Raw genomic sequence first — 26,450 nt, 5'->3', positions numbered from 1 at the left:
CATTGGCCGCATAGTTTTTTGGTTGTTTTTCCCGCCTGATTGTGACAAGGTAGAAGGAGGGGAAACGTCGCTGAGTACGGCTGTTTTCGGAGCGAGTCTCTTACCCCTTTACCAATTCCACATTCATGGAAGCTGAAAAAATTGTAGTTCGTTTTGACGAACTGAACCTCTCTGAGGAAGTACAACGCGCTATCACCGAGATGGGCTACGAAGAAGCATCGGCCATTCAGGCTGCTGCTATCCCCGTGCTCCTCGCTGGCAAAGACGTTATCGGCCAAGCCCAGACGGGTACCGGCAAAACTGCCGCTTTCTCCATTCCCGCCATTGATGGGGTGGATGCTGAAAGCCGCGACGTACAGGTGCTGGTGCTCTGCCCCACCCGCGAACTCGCGGTGCAGGTTTCGGGCGAAATCCAGAAGCTGGGCAAGTACAAGCGCGGTTTGATGGTGGTTCCCATCTACGGTGGCAGCCCTTACGACCGTCAGCTCCGCGCCCTGGAGCGTGGCGTACAGATTGTTATCGGTACCCCCGGCCGTATCATGGACCACATCGAGCGTGGCACCCTGAAGCTGGAGAACACCACCAAAATCATTCTTGATGAAGCCGACGAAATGCTCGACATGGGCTTTCGCGACGACATCGAGTTCATCCTGAGCAAGATGCCGAAGGAGCGCCAGACGGTGTTCTTCTCGGCTACGATGAGCAAGCCCATCATGGAGCTCACCAAGAAGTACCAGCGCGACCCGCAGGTAGTGAAGGTGAACCACCAGACCATGACGGTGACCAACATCGAGCAGAGCTACTTTGAGGTGCGCGGCCCCCAGAAAAAGGATGTCTTGACCCGCATCCTCGACATGTACAACCTGAAGTCGACCATCGTTTTCGCTAACACCAAGCGCATGGTGGACGAAATCGTGTCGGACCTGCAAGCAAAAGGCTATTTCGCCGAAGGCCTGCACGGCGACATGGGCCAGCAGCAGCGCCAAAACACGCTGGATAAATTCCGCAAGTCGACCATCGAAGTACTAGTTGCTACCGACGTAGCCGCCCGCGGTATCGACGTAGACAACGTGGAGGCCGTATTCAACTACGACCTGCCCGCCGATGAAGAATACTACGTTCACCGCATTGGCCGCACGGGCCGCGCTGGCAAGTCGGGCAAAGCCTTCACGTTTGTGAGCGGCCGCGACATCTACAAGCTGCGTGACATCATGCGCTTCACCAAGGCCCAGATTAAACTGGAGCAGGTACCGTCGTTTGCCGATGTATCGGAAGTAAAAACCACGCTGTTCCTGAATCAAATCAAGGAAATCGTGGAGAAGGGCAACCTTGAGAAATACGTGGGCCGTGTGCAGCGCCTGCTCGACCAGAGCGAGGAAATTACCTCGCTCGACATCGCCGCAGCACTGCTGAAAATGACGATGAAGGAGGACAAGAGTGCTCAGCAGAGCCTCGACGCCAGCAAGGCCGCCGGTACGGCGCGCCCCGGCTTCACTCGTCTGTTCGTTTCGATGGGCAAGAAAGACCGGATTCACCCCCGCGACATCGTGGACCTGATTTCGGAGTCGACCAACCTGACCGGCAGCAAAGTAGGCGACATTGCTCTTTACGACAAGTTCAGCTTCGTAGAAGTGCCGTCGGAGTTTGCCAATGAGATTGTTGAGAAATTGGGCCGTACCAGCATCCAGGGCACGCCGGTTAGCTTCAGCATCGCCACTCCGGTTCAGGAGGGCGCGGCTAAAGAAGAAGGCTTCAACAGGACTGGTGGTACGGGTGGTCCCGGCGGCTTCGGCGGCGACCGCGAGCGTCGTCCCTTCAGCGGCGGCGAACGCCGTGAGGGTGGATACAAAGGCGGCAACCGCGGTGGCAGCAGCTACGGTGGCGGCGACCGCCGCGAAGGTGGCAGCAGCTACGGTGGCGGCTACAAAGGCAACCGCGATGGTGGCGACCGCCCCAGCTACGGCAACAAGCCGGCGTATGGCAACCGCGAAGGCGGCAGCAGCTACGGCAACAAGCCCAGCTACGGTGGCAACAAAGGCGGCTACGGCGACAAGCCTAGCTATGGCAACAAGCCGAACTACGGCGCTCCACGTGAGTACGAAACCCCCGCACGCCCCGCGCACCCCGCAACGAGAGCTTCGACGAATAGGCTACCCTATAATTATCGATTAGCTGGATTACCCAGTAGTGATTATTTAAGTGAAACCAGATAGGTTAGTGTACAAAAAAGCCGCTCAATTTGAGCGGCTTTTTTGTGCACTAACAATGAAGCGGGAATTATTTCGCCGAATCCTTCAACGACTTGATAGTGGTCAGGGCCTCCTGGACGCCTTGGTACTGCTTTTCAATCAGCGATTTAACCGGGGTGGGCAGGTCCTGCGCCTTGAGCGCCGTTTGGTAGGCTTTCACAGCGTAGTCTTCGCCGCGCTCGCACTCGTTGAGTACGGCTTTGTTGTCTTTGCTGGTTAGGGCCGACTTCAGGTCAATCCAGGCGCGGTGCACCGTGCCGGTTACCGAAGAGCTTTCGTCGGGCTCGAGGTTGAGCTTGAACATCTGGTCCTCGATTTCGGTGATGTATTCGGAACGCTGGGCGGCGTATTTTTTGAACGTCTCTTTCAGTTTCTGGTCCTCAACGTCGGTCATGGCGTCGGCGTAGCCTTTCTGGCCATCTTTGAGGGTTTCGACCAATTCGTTGAGCAGGGCTTGGGTGGCTTTGGCTTCCATTGGAAAGGGAGAATAGTTAAGAATGAAAATTACTATCTCCTTTACTGTCTGGCAGTAAGGAAGGTTGCGACAGACGCGTGAAGAATTGATTGTGAGTGGTTTGCAGCAGGTGATATAGGTGCTGATTTAACTGCTTCCGCAGCTAGCTTCTAGCTGCACTCATGGCCTTGCCGGCCAGGTACCCCGTAGTCCAGGCCGCCTGAAAATTAAAGCCCCCGGTTATGCCGTCGATGTCGAGCACTTCGCCGGCAAAGTACAGCCCAGGTACCCGACGGCTTTCCATGGTTTTCAGGTCCACTTCCTCGAGCGAAATGCCCCCGCAGGTCACGAATTCCTCTTTGTAAGTAGTCTTGCCCCGCACGGCCAAGGGCGTGCGGAGGAGTAATTCCAGCAGACGGTTTTGCGATTTGGCGGGCAGGTCGCTCCAGCGGATGTCCGCGGCAATGCCGGCCTGCTCGGTCAGGTTGCGCCACAGGCGCTGCGGCAGGCCAAATTGCGGGTTGGCCGCCACGGTTTTCTTGCCGTTTTCCTGCCGGAACTGCTGCAGCCAGGGCCGCAGCGTTTCTTCGGTAAAAGTGGGAATCCAGCTGATGAGGGCCGTGCCCACGTAGCCCAACTCGCTGAGCCGGCGGGCGCCCCAGGCCGAAAGCTTGAGCACCGCCGGCCCGCTCACGCCCCAATGTGTGACGAGCAGCGGGCCCTCGTATTGCAGCTTTTCGCCGGCCAGCACCACGCGGGCCTGCGGCACGCTCACGCCCATTAGTTCGTTGAGCGGAGAATTGGGCACGTTGAACGTGAAGAGCGACGGCACCGGCTCGGCAATGGTGTGGCCCAAGGCCCGAAGCCAATCGTAATTGGCACTTTTGGGGTTGCCACCGGTGGCAATGAGCAGGCGCGAAGCGCGCTGGCCGGTGCCGTGCTGGGCCGTGCCGCTGCCGCTCAACTTGAGCTGAAACCCGCCTTCGGGCAAGGGCTCCACTTCGTCAACGCTGGTATTGGTAAGAATGCGCACGCCGGCCTGGCGGGCCGCGGCTTCCAGGACCTGGGCAATGGTTTCGCTGGAATCCGTGGTCGGAAACATGCGGCCATCGGCTTCGGTCTTGAGCTGTACGCCGCGCTTGGCAAACCAGGCGATGGTTTCGGGCACGCCAAATTGCTGAAAGGCCCCTTTCAGCTGCTTGCTGCCGCGCGGATAATGCGCCACCAGCCTGGGCGGCCGTGTCGCAGGCGTGGGTCACGTTGCAGCGCCCACCGCCCGATACGCGGACTTTGCTGAGCAGCTTGCCCGTTTTTTCCAGGAGAACGACTTGAGCCGTAGGGTTGGCTTCGGCACAGGCTATGGCACCGAAGAAGCCCGCCGCGCCACCACCCAGCACGGCCACGAGGGTTGAGCTGCATCAATATTCACTCGGCAAAGATACGGCCGCGCAGAGGGCCGAGGGGTCCCGTTAGCAGTGCGCCAAGGCTTTCAGCACATCGTCGTGCTGAAATTCGTAGGGCACCGTCCGTCGCACCAGGCTGCTGTCGATGATTTTGCCGCTCACGCCGTGCTCCCGCTTGAAAGTGGGCGATTGTAGGTTCAGAAACTCAGCGGCGGTAGGATAAAAGTCGCGCCGCAACGGGTGCTGGGAAGCGCACACGTTGAAAGTGTGGCCCCAGGCCTGATGCTTGATAATACCCGCCAGCACGCCCACGGCGTCGTTTAGGTGCAGGAGGTTGACGGGGGCATTGCCCTGGTCCAGCTCGCGGCGACCAGCCAGGAAGCGGCCGGGCGCCCGGTCCGGCCCAATCAGGCCGCCCAGGCGCACCACGGTGCTTTTCCACTGACCATAGCGGGGTACAAAATGCCCTTCGGCGCGCAGCACATCCGAAGCGGCGTCGCGGGTACTCAGGGCATCAGCTTCACGCATCACGCGGGGCTCGTTGGGGTACACGCTGGTTGAGCTCACGAAAAGCACGTGCGGCGTACCGGCCGTGGCTACCGCTTTGTGCACCGGCCGTAGCAGGGCCGGGTAGGCGCCCGCGGCCGCGGCCCGGGGCGGCACGTTCAGCACGAGCACATCGGCGGCTTTGAGCAGGCGGTGCAGGAGGTCTTCGGCCGGGGCGCCAAAATCACTGCCGAGCCGTAGCAAATGCGGCTGGATGCCCGCTGCTTCCATGGTCGGGATGATTTCGGGCGTGGTGGTGGTGCCTAGTACAGTATGGCCGGTTTCGGCCAGCGTGCGCGCCAGCGCTATGCCCAGCCACCCGCAGCCCAACACCAAAACAGTGGGGGATTCCGCTCCCGAAGCGGTGCTCGAGGAGCCCCGGAAATGGAACTATTCATGAAAAATTAAAATGATTTTCTTTCTCAACAGCACGAAGGTGCGAATAAATTACTTAACACTATATTGAGTAAGGGCAAGAACTGGTCAGGGTTTGCTACGCCGGCCAACTAACTTTCGCACCCACAGCCTTGTACCTTCGGGCCGCGGAATGAGCCGCGCGTCCCACCTCTACACCAGCTTTTGCATGAACACACCCTACACCCAGCCCATGCTGCGCGACAACGCTCTGGCCGGCAAAACCATTATCGTAACGGGCGGCGGTACCGGCCTGGGCCGGGCCATGACCACCTATTTCCTCCAACTCGGCGCCAACGTTACCATAACCAGCCGCAAGCTGGAAGTGTTAGAAAAAACAGCTCAGGAATTGCGCGAGCAAACCGGCGGGAAGGTGCTGCCCATTGCCTGCGATGTGCGCAAGTACGACGAAGTAGAAGCCATGCTGGAGCGCACCATCCAGGAGTTTGGCGGCGTGGACGTGTTGCTTAACAACGCGGCCGGCAACTTCATCAGCCCCACGGAGCGCCTCTCGCACAAGGCGTTCGATGTGATTGTGGACATTGTGCTACGCGGCTCCTACAACTGCACGCTGGCCGTGGGCAAACGCTGGATTGCCGATAAAAAGCCCGGCACCATTCTCAACATTGTCACCACGTACGCCTCGGTCGGCTCGGCTTATGTGGTGCCATCGGCCGCCGCGAAGGCGGGGTGCTGGCCATTACCCGTTCGCTGGCCGTGGAATGGGCCAAGTACGGCATCCGCTCCAACGCAATTGCGCCGGGCCCTTTCCCCACCGAAGGCGCATGGAGCCGGCTCTTCCCGGAGCCCCTCGCCAGCAAGCTCGACCCCGCCGCGAGCGTGCCGCTCAAGCGCGTGGGCCAATACCAGGAGCTCGCCAATCTGGCGGCATACCTAGTGTCCGACTTCTCGTCTTATGTCAACGGCGAAGTGGTAACCATCGACGGAGGCGAATGGCTGAATGGCGCCGGCGAATTCAACAAGCTCGAAATGCTCACGCCGGGTATGTGGGACCAAATCGAAAAAACCATGCGCCGCTGACCACTGATTAGCACGGATTTAAGCGGATTTCACGGATTTTGTAGCCGATTAAATCTTGTGGACTAATGCAAAAGAAAGGCTTGCCTAATGGCAAGCCTTTCTTTTGCTGAGCTATGGGCTTCACGGCAGAAATCGACTACAAAATCCGTGAAATCCGCTTAAATCCGTGCTAATCAGTGGTCATAGTTTGTAGCCCTGGTAATCCTTCGAAAACTCTTGTAGCGGAATGGACTGGTTGGGAATTACATCAGCAAATTCAAATTTTTCAAATAAGCCTTTGTCGTCGTTTACCTGCACCATTATGGGCAGGAAGGTTTTTGGGTCGATGCAGACGGTGGTGCGGCGGCCGTAGGCATTGGGTACTTGCAGGACTTTGCCTTCGGGTATCTTCTCGCCAATAGTAAGACCGTTGCGCTCAAACACCCGGTATTCGCCGCAGCCGAACCGCTCGGCCACCGTCCCGATGGTTTCGTTTTTGCCGGCCTTGTAGCTTACCCAGCGAAACTGCGGGTAATCGGAGCGCAGCACGTGGCTGGTGCGGCCCAGCAGCACCGTATCGCCCACGTAGCGGAAAGAGCGGCTGAAGCTGTTGTCCTGGCGCAAGCCCGTCGTTTTCAGCAAGTCGGAGATGGTGCCGAAGCCGGCTTGCAGGGCGGTGTGGTGCTGGTTGCCGCGCATGAGCTTGCCGTTGGGGTCGAGGCTGAGCGTGACGTAGGGGAATGCTGCCGGGTACACCCAGGCATCGCCGTTGTTCTGGCCCGCTAGCCACAGCACTTCAACCCCTTTCTGGTTCTTGATGTATATCCGCAGGGGCTTGTACGTCAGCTTCATAATGCTGCGCGCCGAGTTGATGCTGCCACCAATGCGTTCCTGCGCCTTGACGGTGCAGCGCAGGGTTTTGAGGTTTTCGATGGCCGCGCTCATCCGCGTGGTGAGTTGGTCGGTGGTAGGAGGCGCGGGCCGGGTGGGGGCCGTGGCAGCTAGCAGGGCCAGCGCTCCAATGGGCGCTAAAATGCGAACGGTAGAAAGGTGAGCAGCGAGAAACGCGAGCATAAATAGAAACGGAGGAATTGGAAAACGCTCTGCAAGCGTTAAATCAAAGGCAATTAGTTAAGGCTGATGTGCGGAAAGCGGGAGGCAGCACTATCAAAAATGAACAGGCTCATCAATTTCCACGCCATGTAGGTAGTGGTAGAGGGGAACTGCTCCACCACGGCCTGCACCGCCGCCGCGTTGTCGCCATTCATGGTGACCCAGCCGCGGCTACGGTCGCTGCTAATGGCATACACTTCCACTACTTTTTCGTTCAGCAACTGGTTAATAAAATCCCGGTGGCTGGGAATGAGAGCAATAAACTCTTCATCATAAGTATCGGGCAAGCGCATGGTGACAACAAACGTAGGCATAAACAGAGCAGCTAGACCAGCGTATTAACGCCCGCTGTTGCCGAAAAGTTAAGTTAGAAAGGAGTGAGGGTGAGCCGAGTGGAGCGTGTATTGGATAATAATTATTGGACTTGTTCCTGGATTAGCTTTGGCTCAGCATGCGCTTCGTACTGCGTGGAGCCGAAGCATATCTGCCACCCCGTCTGTCATGCTGAGCAGAGCGAAGCATCTTCTCACGGCTCAACGATTCGTGCTGACCTGTTAGGATGCTTCCTTTGACAGTATGTCAAATGGCTCAGCATGGCATTCAAATTATTTATTTGAGAACATGTCTATTAATTAATGAGACGAATACCGCCGTGTTCTAATTATAATAATAGGAATTGCATTGCAATTCTACGCATGTATTATGTCATTTTTCTCAACTAAACTAAATAGGCCAGTCGGTTTTAAAATGTATTAATAATTGGTCTGTCAATACAATAAAAAAGCTCCGGTCAAACCGGAGCTTTTTTATTGTATAAAATCTTGCAGGCAGAAACGCCGGCCACGCCAATGCTAAGAATGGCCCAACTCGCTGACACTCGGTTGGGCGGCATCGCCCCGCGCTGGTTGAGCCGCGGCGTCGGGTCGGGCCGGGGCAGAGTCGACCGTGATTGCCTGGCCCCGGCCCGTCTTTTCCCATTCGCGGTACTTGGTGATTTCGCCGGAGAATTTGCTTACAAACCAGCCCACCAAGCTCAAATCGTCCAGGAAACCTACGACGGGAATGAAGTCGGGCACCAGGTCTAAAGGGGAAAGGATGTAGAGCAGCACGGCCAGGCCCGAAACCATGGTGCTGGTAGGTACCTCGCGGTATTCGCCGCTGATGTAGCTGCGCACCATGCGCACCAAGGTCAGCGCTATTTCGAACAGCTGCTGAAATTTGTTGGTTTTGCTTTCTTTGTCCGCGAGTTTATCGGCGGTTTCATTCAGTATGGTAACGACCTTAAACGGCTTGCCCAATAATTTGGCAGCGCGGCCTACAAAGACGTTAAAAAGAATGTTTTTGGATATTTTGAGGCCTTGGTCGGTGAGGGAAGACATGGAATGCAAATGAGGGTGATGAGCCTGCTTTACGCGCATTTAATCCCTCGCGTTGTTCAGTTTTTCCGCAAATCCGAACCCCAGTTGTTTAGCGCTCGAATAGGGGCGTGGTGCCGCCCACCCAGTCTTTGTCCTTATTGAAGTCAACGCCAATCATTTCGCCCCGGCTCAGGCGGCTCAGGCCGGTGAGCAGCAGCGGGTGGGCTTCCCCAGCGGGCCAGATGTACAGCAGGCGAATCTCGCATTTTACCAGGCCGTCGGGCGATTGCACCACCGGCTCGTAAGTGACTTTGCGCTGCAATAAATAGTTCTGCTTGTCGGGCAAAGCATCAAGGTCGGCCGCCGTAATGTGCAGACGCACACCTGCCCCTGCAAATGAGAACAAGGGCTTCAGTACATAATTCTCTAAGTCGGCCGGGTATTCCTTGAGTTCGTGCAAATAATGGCTGGGCGGCACAAAAGGCCCACTCAGCAGCGGCAGCGTGTACTTGCTAATGCGGAAAAACCAATTGGGGTGGCCAACCCAGGTTACGTCCACATCTTCAGTTAAATTAAATGACAAATTGAGCTCCGGATAGCGCTCTAATTCATCGAAAATAATTCGATTATAAATCCGCTTTATTTGAATCAGGTGGCCGTCTTTTTCATAGAACAATTGCCGACCATTCCGCTGAATTTTGGTCAAACAAATGGCTTCAATTCCCCAGAGTTTTTTGGTCAACGCAAAATCAATTCTGGTTTTTTGCTTCTCCGGAAATAGCTCCAATAAAATAACTTGTTCCGCTGGTTGGCCGCCCAAAATAAATTCGCGCATTCGCTCCTGATACGTATCATAATCAGGAACTCCCAGAAATGGACTCACCGAATCGGCAATGGGGTAATGCTGGCGGAAAACCGACGGCAGCCACGACTGAAACGCGTAGAGTGACGGGAAACCCTGCATTTCAATCAGCTGAGGTTCGAGTTCGCCCTGGGCATCGCGGCACACGGCGAAATCAAACGTCAGAAATTCGGGCCGCGCGTCTTCGTTGGGCACGCGCTGGTGCGCCGGGATGGCTCCTTCGGTTAACTCCTTAAAATTGGGCTGCTCAATTACCTGAATGATGCTTTCGCCGGCCGCGATTAATTTGTCGCGCAAACCTGCTGGCACGAACACCGGCGTTTCGGCCACCCGGAAGTCGAGCTGGCCGGGTAGCTGGTGGTCGATGTCGGCGAGCATTTCCTGGTAGCGGGCCGGGCTGAAGGCGGCGTTGAAAGTCTGGCGGTGTTCCGGAATCATAGAGCGGGGCTAAGCAGGCACGGCAGGCAAAGGACTAGGCAGCAGTGAGGACGCCCAGTTGGGCTACAGCGCGGCGCAAAAGGTAGGCACAATCACGGACTCGGTGCGCTCGATGGTGTCGGGGTCGGCGAGCAGGTGCACCATTTCTTCGTATTTGGCCTCGCCGTAGGTCGTTACCACCTGCTGCTTGCGCTCGTCGGTGAGCATGTAGCGGAGCATGCCTTCGCCGTCGGCTTCGGGGTGAAACTGCGAGCCGAACACCTCCGGCGTAAAGCGTATGGCCATAATAGCGCGGGCCAGGGGCACGTGCGGCCGCTCTTTTTCCAGGCACACTACTTCGGCACCCAGCTCTTCGAGGCGGTTCATGTCGAGGTTGGTGAGCTGATAATCACGCGAGTCGACGATGTAGAACGGCTCGGGCAGGCCCTGCAGCACGGGTTCGGCCAGCCCGGCGGCGGTTATGTGCACCGGCAGCACGCCGAAGGAGGTGGATTTGCGCCGGCTCACTTCGCCCAAACCCAGGTGCCGGCTCACCAATTGAAACGAATGGCAAATCAGCAGCATGTGCTTTTTGTGCTCGTTGGCTTTGTTGTAGGCCAGCAGCGAATCAATGAATTCGAAGTACTGCGGCTCCCAGGCCTCGCCGGATTCCAGGGGCTGCCGGGGCCGCCCGAGGAAATGTAAATGTCGTAATCCAGGCCGGGAAGGGCGTTTTCGGCGCGCACATTGAACGTGTCGACGGCAAATGGAACGCCATTCTCCCGTGCGCCGCGGGCCAGCAGCTGCCTAATGCAGCGCATGCCTTCGTTCGGCGCGTTGTTGTACATATCCAGAATCGCAATGCGAATAGCCTCCATAGGGGAATCAAAATAAAAACAGCCAGCACCGCCAGCCGATAAACAAAGCTAAACCGTAGTTTAGGCAAAAAAAGCAACGCCTGCCATGACGGCGGGCGTTGCGTTAGCAAAGGTCGTTTACTTAACTTATAGCCCGTGAGCGGTTTCGGCGAGAATATAGTCGACCACCTTGCTCAAGTCGCCGGTTTCGCGGAAGACTTTGAGTGGCGGTCGGCGCCGGTGCCCATCTCCATCATCTTCAGTACGTATTCTACCTCGTGGCGGCTACCTAAATCGTCGACAACGTCGTCAATAAAATCGAGGAGTTCCAAAATCAGCTTGCGCGTGGGCACTTCCTCCTGCTTGCCGAAGTCTATCATGTTGCCATCGAGGCCGTAGCGGGCGGCGCGCCATTTGTTTTCCTTAATCAGAGCACTACGGTAGATGCGGAAGTTGAGGTTCTGCGATTTAAGCTTGTAGATTTTGGCCACCAGCGCCTGCATTACGGCGGCCACGGCCACCGTTTCGTCGGCTCGCATCATCATGTCGCAGATGCGGTACTCGATGGTGTCGAAGAAGGGGTGAAGGCGGATATCCCACCAGATTTTCTTGCCGTTATCGATGCAGCCAGTCTTGATAAGCAGCTGCAAAAACTCGTCATAGTCGCTGGCACTGTGGAAATACCCGGGAATGCCGGTGCGCGGAAACCGCTCGAACACCTTGGTGCGAAACGACTTGTACCCCGTTTCGCGCCCTTCCCAAAACGGCGAATTGGTGCTGAGTGCAAACAGGTGCGGCAGAAAATACCGCAGCGCATTCATCATGTACACGCCCACTTCGCGGTTTTCGATGCCCACGTGCACGTGCATGCCAAAAACGAGGTTGGAGCGGGCAGCTTCCTGCAGCTCTTCCACAATCTTGTCGTAGCGGACGTCGGGCGTGATGGGCTGGTCCTGCCACCGCGAAAAGGGGTGGGTGCCGGCCGCCCCGATTTTCAGGTTCTGCTTGTCGGCCAGCTCCATTACCTGGCGGCGCAGGTGAAATACCTCAGTGCGCGCCTCGTCGATGTTGTGGCAGATATTGGTGCCTACCTCTACTACGGCCTGGTGCATTTCGGCTTTCACCTGCTCGTGCAGGGTCACTTTGCCGCCTTCAACTATCTGGGAAAGGTGCGAGCGCAACTCGCGGGTATCGGGGTCAATGGTCTGAAATTCTTCCTCGATGCCGAGGGTAAACGCGGGCATGGCCATGGACGGAGCGAAATAAAACTAGGAAAGGATGGGACACTCAACCCGGCGCGCACAACGGCGCGCCGGGCTCAGTCAGACAGCTAAGGAGCTTACTCGGCTTTCTTTGCCGCCGGCTTTTTCGCTGCGGCCTTGGGGGCGGCCTTTTGGGCTGCGGGCTTCGCTGCTGCGGCTTTGGGGGCGGCAGGCTTGGCAGCTTTAGACGCGGCAGGCTTTTTGGGAGCAGGAGGGGTATCGCCTACCGTGAAGTGGGTTGCGCCGGCTTTGGCCCGGTGCGGGTGCACAAACGTGCCCCAAGTCAGGTTGTCCTCGCCGGGCTTCTGGGCAATGGCCCGGGCAATGGCCATGTTGGCGGCGGCCTCCACTACCCATTCAAAGTTCTTCTCGCCCACGGAGTTGATGTCTGCATCCGGAGCGGGGTTGCCGAAGTCAATGGCGATTGGGATGCCGTCGCGCACTGCAAATTCTACCGTGTTGAAGTCGTAGCCCAACCCCGCGTTCAGCTTCAGGACGTAGTCCTTCATGGTGGCCAGCAGCTTCTCGCCGGCTTCGCCGGTGGTTTTCATCTCGGTGGCGTAGCGCAGGTGCGGCTCGTTGCGGGGCTCGTAGGGCATAATGAGCACCTCCGTGCCCCCGATGCAGTAGCAGCGGAAGTAGTCGGTAAATTCCACGTTTTCCTGGAAGAGCATCACCAGGCGGCCGGTTTCGTTGTAGGCCCGGAAAAAGTCGTCGGGCGAATTCAGCTTGTACACGCTTTTCCAGCCGCCGCCGGAGTGGGGCTTCATGTAGGCCGGGAAGCCAATGTGCGCAAAGGCCGCGTCCCAGTCCATCATGTTCAGGTTGCGGAAGCTGCGCTCGCTGGTGTCGGTGGGCCGCTCCTTGCTGGGCAGGAGCAGGGTTTTGGGCACGGGCACGCCGAGGCGCACAGCCAGCGCATTGTTGAAGAATTTCTCGTCGGCCGACCACCAGAAAGGGTTGTTAATCACGGCCGTGCCCATCAGGGCCGCATTCTTGAGGTAGGCCCGATAGAAGGGCACGTCCTGCGAAATCCGGTCGATGATGACGGCGTAGTCGGGCGCGACGTGCTGCTCAACCTGGTCGATGCGCACGAATTCGGCGCGGATGTCGGCCGGGGCTTTTTCATTGACGCGGTCGATGAAAGCCTGGGGAAAGGTGCTTTCCTGTCCGAAGAGGATGCCGATTTTTTTCATAGTCAGGGGTGTGTTGGTAGCGGTTAGGCCAGGTGTGAAAGTGTAAATTAAGGGGTTATGGCGGCTTAGCCGATGGTGTTGAGGTATTGCGGGAACATTTCGCGCCACACCGGCCAGTCGTGGTCGCCAAAAGGCTTCACGTCTATCTTGTATGGAATGCCTTTTTGGCTAAGGATACGGGCAATTTCAAAGGTGGAGTCCTTGCAGAAGTCGTGCTCGGCCGTGCCCAGGATGATGTTCATCCACTGGAAATGCTCGCTTTGCGCGCCCGGCAGGTATTCGGGCGGGTTGTTGTAGTACACGTTGTCGTCGTGATAGCCGTCCACAAACTGGCGGATATCGAAGGCGGCGCCCATCGTAAAAAGGTGGGCTACCTGGTTCGGATGACGGAAGGCAAAATTCAGGGCATGGTAGCCGCCGAAGCTGCAGCCGGCCACGCCAATCTTGTCCACGTTGCACTCCTGCTGCAGCATGGGCACCAGGCTCCTCGCTCAGAAACTGGTCGTAGAACACGTGGTTCTGGACCCGAATAGAGGGGTGCAAATGCTTGGCGTACCACGAAAACCGGTCGATGCTGTCGATGCAGTAAAGCTTGACGCGGCCGGCTTCAATCAAGGGGCGCGCCGATTCGATGAGGTGAAAGTCGCGGGCTTCGTTGATGCCCCCGCCGGAAGTAGGAAAGATGACGACCGGGTAGCCCCATTGGCCGAATACCAGCATGTCAATATCTTGGCCGAGGTGATGCGAGTAAAAGCGGCGGTGTTGTTCCTGCACAAGAAGGGGCGTTAGGGTGAGGCGAAACGTTGTGGTTAAGCGGTACGGCAAACTAGCGATAAATAACGGACCGGCCATATCTAGGTTATCTCATCAAGGTTTTTCAGCCCAACTCGGACGGGCGCCGTTACTTTGTTTAATGCTTCCCGAAACCTCCATCCCTCATCCTTCCCTTCATGGCACCCGGCTTGTTCGGCACGTGCTGGCGTCCAGCTTCCTGGCGCGCGAGGTGGAGCTGAGCATCCTGCTGCCCCCGCCAGCCCGGAAGCGCTGGCCCCGTACCCGGTTTTGTACCTGAACGATGGCCAGGACCTGGAGCGGCTAAATTTTCAGGCCACCCTCGATGCGCTGTATGCCCGCCAGGCCGTGCGGCCCTTCCTGGTAGTGGCCATGCACGCCAACGAGCAGCGCAAGCACGAATACGGCACCGCGGCTCACCCCGACTACGACGGCCGCGGCGAACTGGCTGGGGCCTATTCCCAGTTCATGCTCGAAGAGGTATTGCCCTTTGCACAAGCCACTTACCAAGCCTCGCCCAACCCCGCCCACGCCGTAATGGCGGGGTTTTCGCTGGGCGGGTTGTCGGCGTTTGATTTGGTGTGGCACCACCCCGATGCTTTTGCGCGGGCTGGGGTGTTCTCGGGCTCGTTCTGGTGGCGGCAGCGGGCCGTGGGAGCAGGCTATACACCATCCGACCGCATCATGCACGGGTTGGTACGGGCCCGGCAGCCGCACCCAAGCCACCGTTTCTGGCTGCAAAGCGGCACCCTCGACGAGCACAACGACCGCAACCAAAACGGCGTCATCGACTCCATTGAAGACTGCCTGGATTTAATTGAAGAACTCATTAAAGTTGGGCTGGACGTGCGCCAGGCCCTGCGCTACGTGCAGGTAGAAGGCGGCCACCACCACCCCGATACCTGGGGCCGGGTAATGCCCGACTTCCTGATTTGGGCGTTCGGGCAGGAGGAAGCACTGCCGCGCTGCCGGCGCCTCTGCCCGTGGTGCGCCTGCAGGCTCGACCCACACTTGGCGCCTTCCATCCTGCCGCCCACGGCCGACGTAGTTGAGCCAACTGCCTCAGAGCCAATCGTGCTGCCGGACCCACTCTCGCCACCGGTGCACCACACGCCCCTTGTTTCCGACCTTACCGCCATTTCAACGCATTCCATCATGTCCATTGCTCGTCCTGCCGAAGGAGATTTCCTGCCCTACGCGGCCACTTATATCAACCTGGTGCCCGAAGGTGCCGACCCGCGGGAAGCCCTGCGGGCCATTGCGCAGGAATTCCACGCCATCTTCCAAAACCTGAGCGAAGCCCAGGCCGAAAAAGGCTATGCCGACGGCAAGTGGACGCTCAAGGAAATGCTGCAGCACCAGATTGACACCGAGCGCATTTTTGCCTACCGCGCCATGCGCTTCGCCCGCGGCGACAGCCAGGACTTGCCCGGTTTCGACCAGGACGACTACGTAACTCAAAGTGGAGCCAACGCCCGCACCGTGCCCAGCCTGCTGGCCGAGTACGATGCCACCCGCGCCTCCACGCAGGCACTTTTCGATAGCTTCACCGAGGAGCAACTCGACCGGCGCGGCACGGCCAATGGCGGCCCCGCCACCGTGCGGGCGCTGCTGTACATTGTGCCCGGCCACGAGCTGCACCACCTTAATATTATCCGCGAGCGGTACCTGCCCGCGCTGTAGGTTTCGGCAAAACTTCTACCTTCGCCCGGCACAACACATCGGCGGGGCCGTGCGTTGAAATCATCCTAACCTCAGACCCTACATCCCTAAACTTCTTTTCAATCATGGCCAAAGCACAAGACGCCCGCAAAGAGAAAAAGAAAGAGCCCGTTAAAACGACCAAAGAGAAAAAAGCCGAGAAAGAAGAGAAGAAAATCGCCCGCGCCCGCAAGCAAGACTAAATCACTGATTTTTCGGATTGAAGCGGATTTCACGGATTTTGTGGACGATTCGCATTCGGAAATAAAAAGGCTTGCCAATTGGCAAGCCTTTTTATTGTTGCTAAGGTTTTAGTGAATCTTATGAGTCTCACCCATTACTTACGAAGTCTCCTTTTCCGTCTACAAAATCCGTGAAATCCGCTTCAATCCGAAAAATCAGTGATTCAGAGGGTATAGTACGGTTCTTTTTCCTTGTCGTGGTGGCGGATGTAGCCGTGCAGCACCAGCTTAATCAGCGTTTGATACGCCCGGCGCTTGCCGAAATTCACGAGCTTCATGTATTGAGCCAGCGTGATGCGGGGATGGGTTTTCAAGTAGTCAATCACCGCCAGTTCCTGTTTACTGAGCGGAATCTTTTCAAATCGTGATTCGGGCTGCTGGCGTTCGAGCACCTTCTCGGTGAGGCCACTGGTTTGGACGCTGGCGTCGCGCACGCGCACGTAGCCGCGCCAGTCACCGGGTGCCACCTGGGCGCGGTGGGGCTTGTTTAAACTTTCAGGTACGCTGACAACCAGCACGGTGCGGCCGTCTTCCTCCAATTCGAGGAAGTGCAGAGTGGTGAGCGGCGGCTCAATGTAGTGTTGAGCTGCTTCGCGCAGCACGAATAGCTCTTCCTCGGCGTCGCGCACGCCCACCACGCGGCCCAAGTCGTCGACGCCCACGAGGACTTGCCCGCCCCGGGTGTTGGCCAACGAAACCAAGGTGCGCGAAATCCGGTGCGGGTGCGTGGTTCTCTGCTTGAATTCCAACTCTTCGCCCTCGCCGCGTGCAATTAGCTCGAATAAATCCATGCCTCAGTATACGGTAGAAGGAAATAAAAATGCCGCCCCCGATAACCAGAGGCGGCATTTTTAAGAATAGCGTTCAGCCGCGGGGCGGCCGAGACGATGGAGCTACCTTAGAAGGGCAGGTCGTTGTCGTCGTCGCTGGCGATGGGTGCTGCCGAAGGCTGGGCACGCAACGTCGGGTTCTGGTTCTGAGCGGCAGGACGGGGAGCGGCTTGCTGCTGGCCACCACCGAAGCTGCCACCGCCGTTGCCACCCGAAGCGGGCTCAATTTTCCAGGCTTCCAGGTTGGTGAAGTACAGCATCTGGCCGTTCTTGTTGAAGCCACGGCCGCGCAGGTTAAAGGTCACTTTCACCTCGTCGCCCATTTTGAAAGGGTCGATGAGGCTGGTTTTGTCCTGAACCATCTGAAACTTGATATGCTCGGGATACTGGCCGTCCTGGACTTCGAGCACGAACTCACGCTTGCGGAATTTCTCGCTTACCTGCTGTTCGTCAAATATTTCGTGCAGCCGGCCGGTTACGTCGTATGCCATAAAAGTAAGGTGTTTGGGGATTAAAAAACTTAAGGGTCAAACCTACGAAAAAAACACTAGCCGCCCGCTACCCGTTCCCTACGGCTACCTTTGAGGCCTTAATTCTCAACATTTTTATTCCTGAATGTTCGCTCTCGCCATCCACGGCGGTGCCGGCACCATTGCCCGCGCCACGCTGCTGCCCGCCGATGAAATGCTTTACCGCTCGGCCCTGGAAGCGGCCCTGAATACCGGCTACGACCTGCTGCACGGCGGCGCCTCGGCGCTCGATTGCGTCGAGGCCGTGGTGCGCAGCCTCGAAGACTGCCCCTTGTTTAATGCCGGACGCGGCGCCGTGTTTACCCACGAAGGCCACCACGAAATGGACGCCGCCATCATGGCCGGGCACACGCGCCTGGCCGGCGCGGTAGCCGGGGTGCGCCAGGTACAAAATCCCATCCGGGCCGCGCGGCTGGTGATGGAAAAACCGAGCACGTGCTGCTAGCCTACCCCGGCGCCGACGAGCCTGGCCCGCGAGTACGGCCTGCCGCTGCAGCCACCCGAGTATTTTTTCACGCAGCACCGCTACGACCAGCTGCAGGAAGCCCTGCGCGAAGGCCGCATGCGCCTCGACCACAGCCAGGCCCAGCCCGTCGAAGCGCCGACCTCCCCAATTCAGGCCCCGCTTGAGGAGCCCGGCAAGGTGGTGGAAACGGCCGACCCCAACTGGAAAAAGGAACCGTGGGCGCCGTGGCCCGCGACGTGCACGGCCACCTGGCCGCCGCCACCAGCACCGGCGGCATGACCAACAAGCGCTACGCCCGCATCGGCGACACGCCACTCATCGGGGCCGGCACCTGGGCTGATGCGCGCTGTGCCATCAGCTGCACCGGCCACGGCGAATATTTTATCCGGGCCGTGGCGGCTTACGACATCGCCTGCCTGATGGAGTACAAAGGCCTGAGCCTGGAAGAAGCCTGCCGCGTGGTGGTGCACGACAAGCTAGCTCCGGCCGGTGGCGAGGGCGGGCTAATTGCCGTGGATGCGGCCGGCAATGTGACGCTACCGTTCAATTCGGAAGGCATGTACCGTGGCAGCCGCACCGAAGGAGGAGAGGCCCTGGTGGCCATCTACAAGTAGGCGCCGGCCCCGGCGCAGCACAAAAAAGAGCGGGTCCTATACCTTATATATAGGAGCCGCTCTTTTTCATGAATTCCGTTACCAGGTGTAGTGGACCAGGGGCTTGATTTTTCGGTCGTACACTTCCCGGACGGCCTGCATCTGCTCGGCCGAAAGGGCCGGCAATTCGGCGGCCTTCAGGTTGGAGAGAATCTGCTCGGGCCGGGAGGCGCCGGGGATGACGCAGCTCACCTCGTCGAACATCAGAATCCAGCGTAGGGCAAAGGCCGCCAGCCGAGAGTCGTCGGGGAATACCCGCTTCAATTCCTCCACAGCGGCCAGGCCGGTGGCGTAGTCCACGCCCGAGAACGTCTCGCCTTTGTCGAAGGCCTCGCCGTTTCGGTTAAAGTTGCGATGGTCTTCGGCCGAAAAGCTGGTTTGCGGCGAGAACTTACCAGTGAGCAAGCCGCTTGCCAGGGGCACGCGCACTATCAGCCCAACGTCGCGGCGGGCTGCTTCTTTAAACAGCAGCTCCGGCGGGCGCTGCCGAAACATGTTAAAGATGAGCTGCACCGTCTCTACGTTCGGAAATTCGATGGCCTTCAGGCCTTCTTCCACTTTTTCGATGCTCACGCCCAGGTGCTGGACCTTGCCCTCGTCCCGTAGCCGGTCAAACAGCTCAAATATCTCGGGGCGGTAGTACACCTCCGTGGGCGGGCAGTGCAGCTGCACCAGGTCCAGGGTTTCGAGCTGCATGTTGCGCAGGCTGTCTTCTACAAACTGCCGCAGCACGGCGGGCTGGTAGGCGTCGGCGACGTGGGGCTGCAGGCGTCGCCCGCATTTGGTAGCCACAAATATTTGCTCCGAGCGGGAGCGCACGAGCCGACCCACGGCTTTTTCGCTTTCGCCGTCGCCGTACACATCGGCCGTGTCGATGAAGTTGATGCCCGCATCCACCGCGGCGTTGAGGATTTTGTCGGCGTTGTCGTGGCTGAACGGGTCGCCCCATTTGCCACCGACCTGCCAGGTGCCAAGGCTGATTTCAGAAACGGAAAATCCGGTTTTGCCAATCTTGCGATAATTCATTGAGGGGGAGTTTTGAAGATGAGGAAGTTGAGAAGCTGAGACGAGCAACAGTGCGGCCCAACCAAGCGAACGTGTAATGAACGTACGTGTGGCAGCCGCCACGGTAGCAAAAAGCCCGCTCAACCTGAAGGCGAGCGGGCTTTTTGGTAAAAAATAGAAAGTTGAGCTAAAAGAGTCGGACCCGTCGCTGCTGCTTAGCCTTGTTCCACCGACGAATTGGCGTCCACGGGGTCCAGCTTGGGATGGCAGGCGGCCTGGGCTTCCTTGCTCACGTAGAATTTTCGGGCGTGCATGTCGTAGACATTGCCCTTGGCCAGCACGTGCATGGTCACGTTTTCTATCGAAAGCACTGTTCCTTTCTTGGCCGCCGCAGCATTATTGTGCTGAATGTGGTGGCCGTCGAGAATGATAACCAGGTTAGAACCAATGGTTTCGACCAGGTTGCCCTCGGTAATGAGCACGCCAGTGTCTTCGCCCAGCCCAATGCCGATGAGCTTGGGGTGCAGCGCCACCGACTCGATGAGCCGGCCGAAGCGGCCCCGCTTCACGAAGTGCGAATCGACGATGGCCGCCGGCAGCAAACTCAGCCCAACGCCCATTTTCACGGCGCCTTTCAGCAGCGCATCGGGCACCGAGCCGCCCCGAATCATGTGTTCGGACATGGCCATGGCCCCGGCACTGGTACCGGCAATCACGAAATGGGGCTCGTCGTAGTAGCGCTGCGTCATGCACTTCAAGAATTCGGTGTCACCGAACATCTCGCGCAGCCGCGACTGGTTGCCGCCCGAAAACATGATGACGTCGGCAGCCATCAGGCGCTCCAGGTACTCCGGCTGCCGGGCATCTTCGGGCGTGCGGATGTCCATAATGCCCACATTGAGGCAGTTAAGCATGGCGAAAGACCCGGTATAAATCGGCCCAACTTCCTCCGGAATCATGGAGGCCGTGGTGATTACCTCGATGCGCGGGTCGAGTTTGCCGGTTTCCAGCACGATGCGCTTGAGGATGCCCAGCTTAAAAAAGTTGAGGTAATACTTGCGGCGGGTGCGGGGATTGGGGTAAGTGCCCTTGTCTTCATTGCCGCCAACGGCGATGAGCTTGCCAAGTGGAGTGATGTTTTTCAACGTATAAATAGCGTAACTGAGAAATGCGAAACTAAGCAGGGGCGTGAGAGTGCCCGGTGGGAGCTAGGCTCCGAACAAAGTTCGGGCCGGATGACCTTATGTGCGTTCGGCCAGTAAGGTGTCGAGCGTGCCGGTTGCCACGGAGTGGTAATTGGGCCGGGCTTCGGCATAGATGGCCCGAGCGCGCTGCTGCCCGTCGGGGGTGGCGAGCAAGGCCCGGTACAACGGCACCAAAAATTTGCGCCGCCCCACGTGCCGCAGAAAATTCTCCAGCGCCGGGTCAGCGGCCGAGTAGCCGGCCCGCAAGGTATGCGGAAACCAAGCGGTGAGAATTTCGGCGTTGCCGGAGGTGGTAAAATGAAAAGCGTCGTCGAGGGACTTTAGTTGCTCGGCCGACAAAGTAGGCGGGAGGCCGTGTAGGAAATACACCCATTCGTGGCTGCTCCACTTGGCCGTCTCGGGAGCAAGTGCCGCCGGCGCGGTGCCGGCCGCCAGCCGGGCCAGGGCCTGGTCCACGGCTCCGAACCGGTGGGAGGTCACGGCCGGGGCGTTGGCCGGAAGGCCCGGGCTGTCGACCCAATCGCTCAGCTGCAGCCGCGCCTCCAGGCCGGGCTCCTGGTCCAGGAGTTCGGCGCGGAGGTAGTGGAGGAAGGAGTCCGTGTCCATGGCCTGGAAGCTGAAGCGGGCGAAGTACTCCTTAATAAAGGCGTCGAGCCGGGGCCGGCCAATCAAGCCTTCCAGGGTGAGCAGGAGGGAGCAGCCTTTTTCGTAGGCAATCTCAGTAAGGCCTTCGTCGGGGTCGCGGCCGGCCAGGTTCAGGCGCAGGTGGGTGTCGGGGCTGGTCGCGCCAATCTCCTCGATGGTGTGGTGCAGGGCATCGCGGCCCAGCACCTGGAGCATGTCGGCATATTCACGGCCATACAAATGTTCCATGATGCGGCGCTCGAAATACACCGTAAATCCCTCATTGAGCCAGAAATCATTCCACGTTCCATTTGTAACTAAGTTGCCGGACCAGGAGTGAGCCAGCTCATGCGCCACCAAACTTGTCAAGCTGCGGTCACCGGCCAGGATGGTAGGTGTTACAAATGTTAACCTGGGGTTTTCCATCCCTCCGAAGGGGAAACTGGGGGCAGCACCAGCAAATCGTACCGCTCCCAGCGGTAGGGGCCGTAGAGCTGCTCGGCCGCGACCACCATTTGTTCGAGGTCGGCAAACTCGTGGGTGGCCAGGGGCAGGGTGGCCGGCTCGGCGTAGATGCCGGTGCGCCCACTCAGAGGCGCAAACTCCAGGTCGCCTACGGCCAGGGCCATGAGGTAGGCCGGGATGGGCTGGTCCATCCGGAACTGGTACTCGCCGCTGGCGCTCCGCTGCTGCGGATTGGCGGCGCTCATCAGGGCGAGCAGGTGTGCCGGCACGTGCACCCGGGCCTCGTAGGTGAAGCGGATGCCGGGAGAGTCCTGGCAAGGCAGCCAGGTGCGCGCCAGAATGGCCTGCGACTGCGTGAACAGGAACGGCTGCGTGCCGGAGGTCTGGGCGGGGGCCAGCCATTGCAGCGCGGCCGCCGTGGGCGCCGTGCGGTAGTGAATGCGGACGGCCGTGGTCCCCACTGGCAGCGTCACCCGCAGCGCCTGGCCCAGCACGGGGTCGGCGGTGCCCAGGGAGAAGTAGGTCGGGGAGGCTTGGCCCAACCCGTCGAGCAACTCAATAGAGTCGATGCTCAGGTCACGACTGTCGAAGACGACTTCGCTTCCCGCGCCGGAGTTGGCTAGGTGCCAGGTAGCGCTGCCCGCCAGGGTGTGGCTGTCGAAGTCAACGGCCAAGTCGAGGGCCAGGTGGCGCACCCGCACGGCGCTGGTGCCGGCATAGCTGTGCGGGTCAATAGAAATATCGACCGAAGCGGGAGTAGGAGAGGCCATGGGCGGAAGAATCAAAAAAGTAATGAGTTTTTAAAAACCAGAATAATTAAAGGAAGACCGGATTTGTTGAGGCGCTTTTAGCTTACCCATCGAAATTCTGACAGGCCGGGCCGGCCGCAACCGCTTGACCGATTGTGCTTCAGCAGCGGATTTCACGGTTCCGGCTACGTAATAAACGCAAGGCGGGGCGGGTGCGCCGCGAAGTCTGTTGCCGGGTTTGGTAGGATATCACCGAAAAGCTGGCATGATTACCGCCCTTCGAAGCACAAGCTCTGCCCGATGGGTGCGTACTTTGCATAAGGACTACCTCCGGGTGGCCGGCGCAACCCCGCTTCCCGCTTGGCAGTACAATGTCCAGCTTGCGGCGACTGCCCAGGCCTTTGTTCTTTTCGCTTTACTTCCTTCAATGTCTTTTTTGTTTCGTATTTCTTCCCTGCTGTGGGTGCTGCTTTCGGTAGCGCTCGGTAGTGCTACGCTGCAGTCGTGCGGCTCCGACAAGAGTGGGTCGGCCACCGAGCAGGGCGGCGGGCTCTTCTCTTCGGGCCCGGTTGGGCCGCAGCCGCGCCTCGATAGCACGTACATCATCAATACCCTCCGGGCCGAGCCGGCGTTCAAGCCGCAGCTGCTTTCGGCGCGCCGCTTTTACCGGGAGCGAAAGTTCCAGTTGGGCTGGTTTAAGAACCACCAGCCCGTGCCTCAGGTCCAGACTTTGCAAGAAACCATTGCTAAAGCGCAGGATGAAGGCCTGAACCCTAAAGACTACCAGGTAAAGGATTTTAAGAAGCTTTTTGCTGACTTAGAGCAGGCCAAATCCGACACCGCGAAGCGTAATGCGCTCGAGCGCCAGATTGATGTGGCGCTGACCGGTACCTACCTGAAATGGGCTTCCGATTTCTACCGGGGCATCGCCAATCCGCGCGATTCCAAGAACACCGCGTGGCAGGTGAAGCCCAATAAAATCAAGCTCCACAAGGCCTTGCTCACCTTCCTGGGCGAGCGCAAAAGCCGCTACAACTACTACGAATTTGCCCCGCTGCACCCCGAGTATACCAACCTGAAGAAAGCCCTGGCCGCCTACCGCGAGCAGGAGCGCGCCGGCGGTTGGCCGGTGTTGCCAGCCAATTTGAAGCTCCGTCCGGGGCAGTCGTCGCCCGCCGTGGCAGCGCTGCGCCAGCGCCTGTTGGGCGGGGCCGGCGGTGGCGAGCCCACCGCTCCGGTCACTGCCCGTCCCGTGTCGCTTAGGGATAGCGCAGGCGCCGGCAAATCGGCGGGTGCGCCCGTTGGTGAGCTCTACGGTCCGGAGCTGGTGAGTGCCGTGAAAACCTTCCAGGAGGACGCCGGCCTGAAGCCCGATGGCATCGTCAGCGGCGAGACTTTGCGTGAGCTCAACGTGCCCATTGGTACCCGCATCGACCAAATCATTCTGAACATGGAACGCTGGCGCTGGCTCCCCAAGCGCTTCGAGCCAAGCTACCTGCTCGTGAACATTCCGGAGTACATGCTGCACGTGGTGGAGAACGAAAAGGAGGTCTTCAGGATGCCCGTCATCGTTGGAAAAGCCCTGAACGAAACCCCGGTATTCAGCGACAAGCTGGAGTACGTGGTGCTCTCGCCTTACTGGAACGTGCCCTTCAGCATCATCGAAAACGAGCTGCGCGACAAGCTCGTGGCCAACCCCAACTACCTCGACCGCCTCGACATGGAGGTGGTGAAAGGGTGGGGCAACAAGGCCACGCCGGTTGACCCCAGCACCATTGACTGGGCCAATGTCACCCAGGAAACCTTCAAGTATACCCTGCGCCGCCGGCCCGGTCCGAAGAACGACCTGGGCGATGTGAAGTTTATTTTCCCGAACTCCAACGACATTTACCTGCACGACACGCCCCACGACGAGCTGTTTTCGCAGGCCACCCGCAGCTTCAGCCACGGGTGCGTGCGGGTCAAGGAACCCATCAAACTGGCTACTTACCTCCTCCGTAATAAGCCGGGCTGGGACCAGCAAACCATTCTTGATACTATCTCGCAGCGCCGCGAAAAGTACGTGACGCTAAAAGAGAAGCTGCCCGTGTATTTGGTGTATTTCACGGCCTGGGCCGATGCCGACGGGCACCCCCACTTCCGCCACGACATCTACGGCCACGACAAGACCCTAGCCCGCGAGTATTTCGATTAAGCGGTTCCGCAACGGCCGCTGCTCCCTGGCTTGGTTGTCTAGGCGAAGCCAGGAAATATAAGAGCCCGTCAACTTCACAGTTGGCGGGCTCTTATGCTTTACCATAAAAATAACTCCACAAGCAATACACACACTGGCCAAATTGGTTACAATTATAACGGCCGAATATAGGGTCTCGTTCATGATGTTTACCGGTGTTTTACAAATGTAATGCAAACATATAAAACAATTGTAACATAATGCAAGGGGCTGTAAAAATATTTTTCTGCATTATGAAAATTTATTCGGTAGATTTGTAATCAAATAAAATGCTATGGTCGAGCGTATCCGGATGCTGCTGGAAACCCGTCAGCTTACTCCTACTCAATTTGCCGATGCCATCGGCATTGCTCGACCCATTGTCAGCCATATTCTGTCGGGCCGCAACAAGCCCAGTCTGGAAGTAGTACAGCGGATTCTGGCCGCCATGCCCGATTTGTCGATGCCCTGGCTCCTCAATGGCACCGGCCCTATGCTAGCTGCGGGCCCCCCGCAAGCAGTAGCGACGTCACCAGCACCTCCAGCGCCACCTTTACCGGTACAGCAGCATGCCGAGGAAGTGGCTGTAGGGCTTCCTGCTGAAGCCCCAAGCCCGGAGACGCCACCCGCGCTCGCCCGTCCTCGTCGGCAGCCTGTAAGCCTTGTAAGCCCTGTAAGACAAGTGGCTAGCTCAGCCAGCGTGGCTATGCCTGCACCCAAGCGCTTCGCGGCTGGGCCAGCCAAAGCAGCGTCCGCCCCGCAGAAAGCACTTTCTGAACCAGCCCCACAGGCTACCCCGGATGCTCCGGTAGTCACATCCGCGCCGCCTGCCGGTGCGGTGCCCCAACCTGCGCGAACTCTGCTCCCTGAGGCACTGGCTACGCCAAGTACCCCTGCTTCTATTGGTATTGCTGCACCCTCTACCGCCGCTGCGCTGATTGCCGGAACTGAAAAGCCTATCCGGCGGATAGTGATTTTTTACCGCGACGGCTCCTTTACGGACTACCAGCCAGAGTAGCCAGGCCAGGTAGGTAGTGCCGTTTTAAGCGGCGCCACTTAAGTTCAATTACGAGGGGTAGTCATGCTGCTGTTATTCTTTATAACAGGCAGCCCGAAACACTATGCTGGTGTACCGGTGTAGATGAGCGAATACAGGCCGTGTTGGAGTAATGGGGGGGATAGTAGACGGATTGAGTGTCCTTAATAATAGGAGTAGAGTGAATGCGAGGAGTGGATTTCACCCTTGTCAAGTTCTGGCCTGGATTGGGCTAAGCCATGCTGGCTATGGTGCAGTTTAGCTTTCCATCTAATTTCCATTTCTTGGACTAACACAATTTGTCAGTCTGTCCAGTAGACGATTATTGATAGGATTGGCTTAGTCCATTGAATAACTGTTGTTAGCTATAAATCCTAATATAGCGCTTCAATTGATACTAAGTTTGGTAGATGAAAAGTTAGAGGAGCAAATGTATCATAATCTATTTGTGTAAACTGCTGTAATTCATTAGTATAAACTTAGCTAATGAAAGTGTTGAATCAGGTTGTAATGCAACACAAAACAGAAGTTGCAAATGATTTTTTGATAGGGTGAAAGCTAAAGCCTTGGTTCCCTCATTCTCACCCCTTCATCTTAGCGCGCTGCTAAAGGGTGCTAAGAATATAAGCCGGAGCCAAGCTGCGATAAATGCTAGTGCTGAAGAATGCGCAGCTTGCCAAATGCTAACTTGCTGAGCGACGGAATCAGGGGGTCGGGCGATAGGATAGTGAGAGTTGGCCCAGCAATTCAAGGTCTGGCCGTAGGCTTGAATGCCGAAGCTGGAGTGAA

Annotated in this window: 25 protein-coding genes and 3 pseudogenes; 10 read left to right on the top strand and 18 right to left on the bottom strand. The window is 58.1% G+C overall.

Annotated elements, in window-relative coordinates; translation table 11 throughout:
* Positions 1-125: 125 nt before the first annotated feature.
* On the top strand, positions 126-2,213 hold the full coding sequence (locus ACFQT0_RS18460) for a DEAD/DEAH box helicase (RefSeq protein ID WP_380204632.1): 2,088 nt from the start codon (positions 126-128) through the stop codon (positions 2,211-2,213).
* Between the two features lie 64 nt (positions 2,214-2,277).
* On the opposite strand, the gene ACFQT0_RS18455 is transcribed toward ACFQT0_RS18460, so the two are convergent.
* From ACFQT0_RS18455 to ACFQT0_RS18440, 4 genes and pseudogenes are all read right to left on the bottom strand, one after another.
* Positions 2,278-2,724 carry a ferritin-like domain-containing protein gene (locus ACFQT0_RS18455; protein ID WP_380204631.1) on the bottom strand — a complete coding sequence of 149 codons (447 nt, stop codon included), beginning with the start codon at positions 2,722-2,724 and terminating at the stop codon, positions 2,278-2,280.
* A 142-nt stretch (positions 2,725-2,866) separates the two neighbouring features.
* Positions 2,867-3,928 carry an aminoacetone oxidase family FAD-binding enzyme gene (locus ACFQT0_RS18450; protein ID WP_380204630.1) on the bottom strand — a complete coding sequence of 354 codons (1,062 nt, stop codon included), beginning with the start codon at positions 3,926-3,928 and terminating at the stop codon, positions 2,867-2,869.
* Positions 3,870-4,100: pseudogene (locus ACFQT0_RS18445) on the bottom strand (NAD(P)/FAD-dependent oxidoreductase); the annotation flags it as partial. The gene ACFQT0_RS18450 and the pseudogene ACFQT0_RS18445, both read right to left, overlap by 59 nt.
* A gap of 72 nt (positions 4,101-4,172) precedes the next feature.
* A complete protein-coding gene (locus tag ACFQT0_RS18440) occupies positions 4,173-4,982 on the bottom strand; it encodes an SDR family NAD(P)-dependent oxidoreductase (RefSeq protein WP_380204629.1) in 810 nt (269 codons plus the stop codon).
* A 253-nt stretch (positions 4,983-5,235) separates the two neighbouring features.
* Here ACFQT0_RS18440 and ACFQT0_RS18435 point away from each other — a divergent pair.
* Positions 5,236-6,107, top strand: a pseudogene (locus ACFQT0_RS18435) (SDR family oxidoreductase).
* Between the two features lie 180 nt (positions 6,108-6,287).
* Here the strand turns inward: ACFQT0_RS18435 and ACFQT0_RS18430 are convergent.
* The 8 genes and pseudogenes from ACFQT0_RS18430 to ACFQT0_RS18395 form a co-directional block, all read right to left on the bottom strand.
* A complete protein-coding gene (locus ACFQT0_RS18430; protein WP_380204628.1) occupies positions 6,288-7,160 on the bottom strand; it encodes a DUF1571 domain-containing protein in 873 nt (290 codons plus the stop codon).
* Between the two features lie 53 nt (positions 7,161-7,213).
* Positions 7,214-7,513: a hypothetical protein gene (locus ACFQT0_RS18425; RefSeq protein WP_380204627.1), complete on the bottom strand. Its 300-nt coding sequence runs from the start codon at positions 7,511-7,513 to the stop codon at positions 7,214-7,216.
* 537 nt (positions 7,514-8,050) lie between these two features.
* Complete coding sequence (locus ACFQT0_RS18420) at positions 8,051-8,578, bottom strand: YkvA family protein (protein ID WP_380204626.1); 528 nt, start codon at positions 8,576-8,578, stop codon at positions 8,051-8,053.
* 88 nt (positions 8,579-8,666) lie between these two features.
* Entirely contained in the window at positions 8,667-9,857 is a 1,191-nt protein-coding gene (locus ACFQT0_RS18415; RefSeq protein WP_380204625.1) for a hypothetical protein, read from the bottom strand.
* Positions 9,858-9,920: 63 nt separating this feature from the next.
* Positions 9,921-10,421, bottom strand: a complete 501-nt coding sequence (locus ACFQT0_RS18410; protein WP_380204624.1) for a glutamine amidotransferase-related protein — start codon at positions 10,419-10,421, stop codon at positions 9,921-9,923.
* A 419-nt stretch (positions 10,422-10,840) separates the two neighbouring features.
* Positions 10,841-11,937, bottom strand: a pseudogene (locus tag ACFQT0_RS18405) (carboxylate-amine ligase).
* Between the two features lie 95 nt (positions 11,938-12,032).
* Complete coding sequence (locus ACFQT0_RS18400) at positions 12,033-13,151, bottom strand: ATP-grasp domain-containing protein (protein WP_380204623.1); 1,119 nt, start codon at positions 13,149-13,151, stop codon at positions 12,033-12,035.
* Between the two features lie 65 nt (positions 13,152-13,216).
* Complete coding sequence (locus ACFQT0_RS18395; protein ID WP_380206076.1) at positions 13,217-13,624, bottom strand: alpha/beta fold hydrolase; 408 nt, start codon at positions 13,622-13,624, stop codon at positions 13,217-13,219.
* Between ACFQT0_RS18395 and ACFQT0_RS18390 the strand changes: the two genes are divergently transcribed.
* From ACFQT0_RS18390 to ACFQT0_RS18380, 3 genes are all read left to right on the top strand, one after another.
* The gene (locus tag ACFQT0_RS18390; protein WP_380204622.1) at positions 13,623-13,940 is read left to right on the top strand and encodes a hypothetical protein; all 318 of its coding nucleotides are present in this window, start codon (positions 13,623-13,625) and stop codon (positions 13,938-13,940) included. The genes ACFQT0_RS18395 and ACFQT0_RS18390 overlap by 2 nt on opposite strands.
* A 124-nt stretch (positions 13,941-14,064) precedes the next feature.
* Positions 14,065-14,223, top strand: coding sequence for a hypothetical protein (locus ACFQT0_RS18385; protein WP_380204621.1), 159 nt, complete (start codon positions 14,065-14,067; stop codon positions 14,221-14,223).
* Positions 14,214-15,626, top strand: a complete 1,413-nt coding sequence (locus tag ACFQT0_RS18380) for a DinB family protein (protein WP_380204620.1) — start codon at positions 14,214-14,216, stop codon at positions 15,624-15,626. Before ACFQT0_RS18385 ends, ACFQT0_RS18380 begins: the two co-directional genes overlap by 10 nt.
* A gap of 424 nt (positions 15,627-16,050) precedes the next feature.
* Here ACFQT0_RS18380 and ACFQT0_RS18375 read toward each other — a convergent pair whose 3' ends face one another.
* The gene (locus ACFQT0_RS18375) at positions 16,051-16,677 is read right to left on the bottom strand and encodes an AlbA family DNA-binding domain-containing protein (RefSeq protein WP_380204619.1); all 627 of its coding nucleotides are present in this window, start codon (positions 16,675-16,677) and stop codon (positions 16,051-16,053) included.
* A gap of 107 nt (positions 16,678-16,784) precedes the next feature.
* Positions 16,785-17,207 carry a DUF3127 domain-containing protein gene (locus ACFQT0_RS18370; protein WP_380204618.1) on the bottom strand — a complete coding sequence of 141 codons (423 nt, stop codon included), beginning with the start codon at positions 17,205-17,207 and terminating at the stop codon, positions 16,785-16,787.
* 124 nt (positions 17,208-17,331) lie between these two features.
* Between ACFQT0_RS18370 and ACFQT0_RS18365 the strand changes: the two genes are divergently transcribed.
* The 3 genes from ACFQT0_RS18365 (at position 17,332) to ACFQT0_RS18355 (ending at position 18,326) form a co-directional block, all read left to right on the top strand.
* Entirely contained in the window at positions 17,332-17,691 is a 360-nt protein-coding gene (locus tag ACFQT0_RS18365) for an isoaspartyl peptidase/L-asparaginase (RefSeq protein WP_380204617.1), read from the top strand.
* 117 nt (positions 17,692-17,808) lie between these two features.
* Positions 17,809-17,991, top strand: coding sequence for a hypothetical protein (locus ACFQT0_RS18360; RefSeq protein WP_380204616.1), 183 nt, complete (start codon positions 17,809-17,811; stop codon positions 17,989-17,991).
* Positions 17,928-18,326 carry an isoaspartyl peptidase/L-asparaginase gene (locus tag ACFQT0_RS18355; RefSeq protein WP_380204615.1) on the top strand — a complete coding sequence of 133 codons (399 nt, stop codon included), beginning with the start codon at positions 17,928-17,930 and terminating at the stop codon, positions 18,324-18,326. The genes ACFQT0_RS18360 and ACFQT0_RS18355 overlap by 64 nt, the downstream gene beginning before the upstream one ends.
* 78 nt (positions 18,327-18,404) lie before the next feature.
* Here the strand turns inward: ACFQT0_RS18355 and ACFQT0_RS18350 are convergent, their stop codons facing one another.
* The 4 genes from ACFQT0_RS18350 to ACFQT0_RS18335 all read right to left on the bottom strand — a co-directional run bounded on the left by ACFQT0_RS18350 (position 18,405) and on the right by ACFQT0_RS18335 (position 22,434).
* Entirely contained in the window at positions 18,405-19,391 is a 987-nt protein-coding gene (locus ACFQT0_RS18350; RefSeq protein WP_380204614.1) for an aldo/keto reductase, read from the bottom strand.
* Positions 19,392-19,585: 194 nt separating this feature from the next.
* Positions 19,586-20,515 carry a cyanophycinase gene (locus ACFQT0_RS18345; RefSeq protein ID WP_380204613.1) on the bottom strand — a complete coding sequence of 310 codons (930 nt, stop codon included), beginning with the start codon at positions 20,513-20,515 and terminating at the stop codon, positions 19,586-19,588.
* Between the two features lie 96 nt (positions 20,516-20,611).
* Positions 20,612-21,625: a leukotriene A4 hydrolase C-terminal domain-containing protein gene (locus tag ACFQT0_RS18340; RefSeq protein ID WP_380204612.1), complete on the bottom strand. Its 1,014-nt coding sequence runs from the start codon at positions 21,623-21,625 to the stop codon at positions 20,612-20,614.
* Complete coding sequence (locus ACFQT0_RS18335) at positions 21,607-22,434, bottom strand: hypothetical protein (protein ID WP_380204611.1); 828 nt, start codon at positions 22,432-22,434, stop codon at positions 21,607-21,609. Before ACFQT0_RS18335 ends, ACFQT0_RS18340 begins: the two co-directional genes overlap by 19 nt.
* 406 nt (positions 22,435-22,840) lie before the next feature.
* Between ACFQT0_RS18335 and ACFQT0_RS18330 the strand changes: the two genes are divergently transcribed.
* Both ACFQT0_RS18330 and ACFQT0_RS18325 read left to right on the top strand, forming a co-directional pair.
* Positions 22,841-24,607, top strand: a complete 1,767-nt coding sequence (locus tag ACFQT0_RS18330; RefSeq protein ID WP_380204610.1) for a L,D-transpeptidase family protein — start codon at positions 22,841-22,843, stop codon at positions 24,605-24,607.
* 313 nt (positions 24,608-24,920) lie between these two features.
* A complete protein-coding gene (locus tag ACFQT0_RS18325) occupies positions 24,921-25,643 on the top strand; it encodes a helix-turn-helix domain-containing protein (RefSeq protein ID WP_380204609.1) in 723 nt (240 codons plus the stop codon).
* The last annotated feature ends 807 nt before the right edge of the window (positions 25,644-26,450 follow it).

The sequence above is a fragment of the Hymenobacter humi genome, assembly GCF_042665855.1.
Taxonomy (GTDB): Bacteria; Bacteroidota; Bacteroidia; order Cytophagales; family Hymenobacteraceae; genus Hymenobacter; species Hymenobacter humi.
Note: the sequence above shows the minus strand (reverse complement) of the source record. Positions and strands in the feature narration are given on the sequence as shown.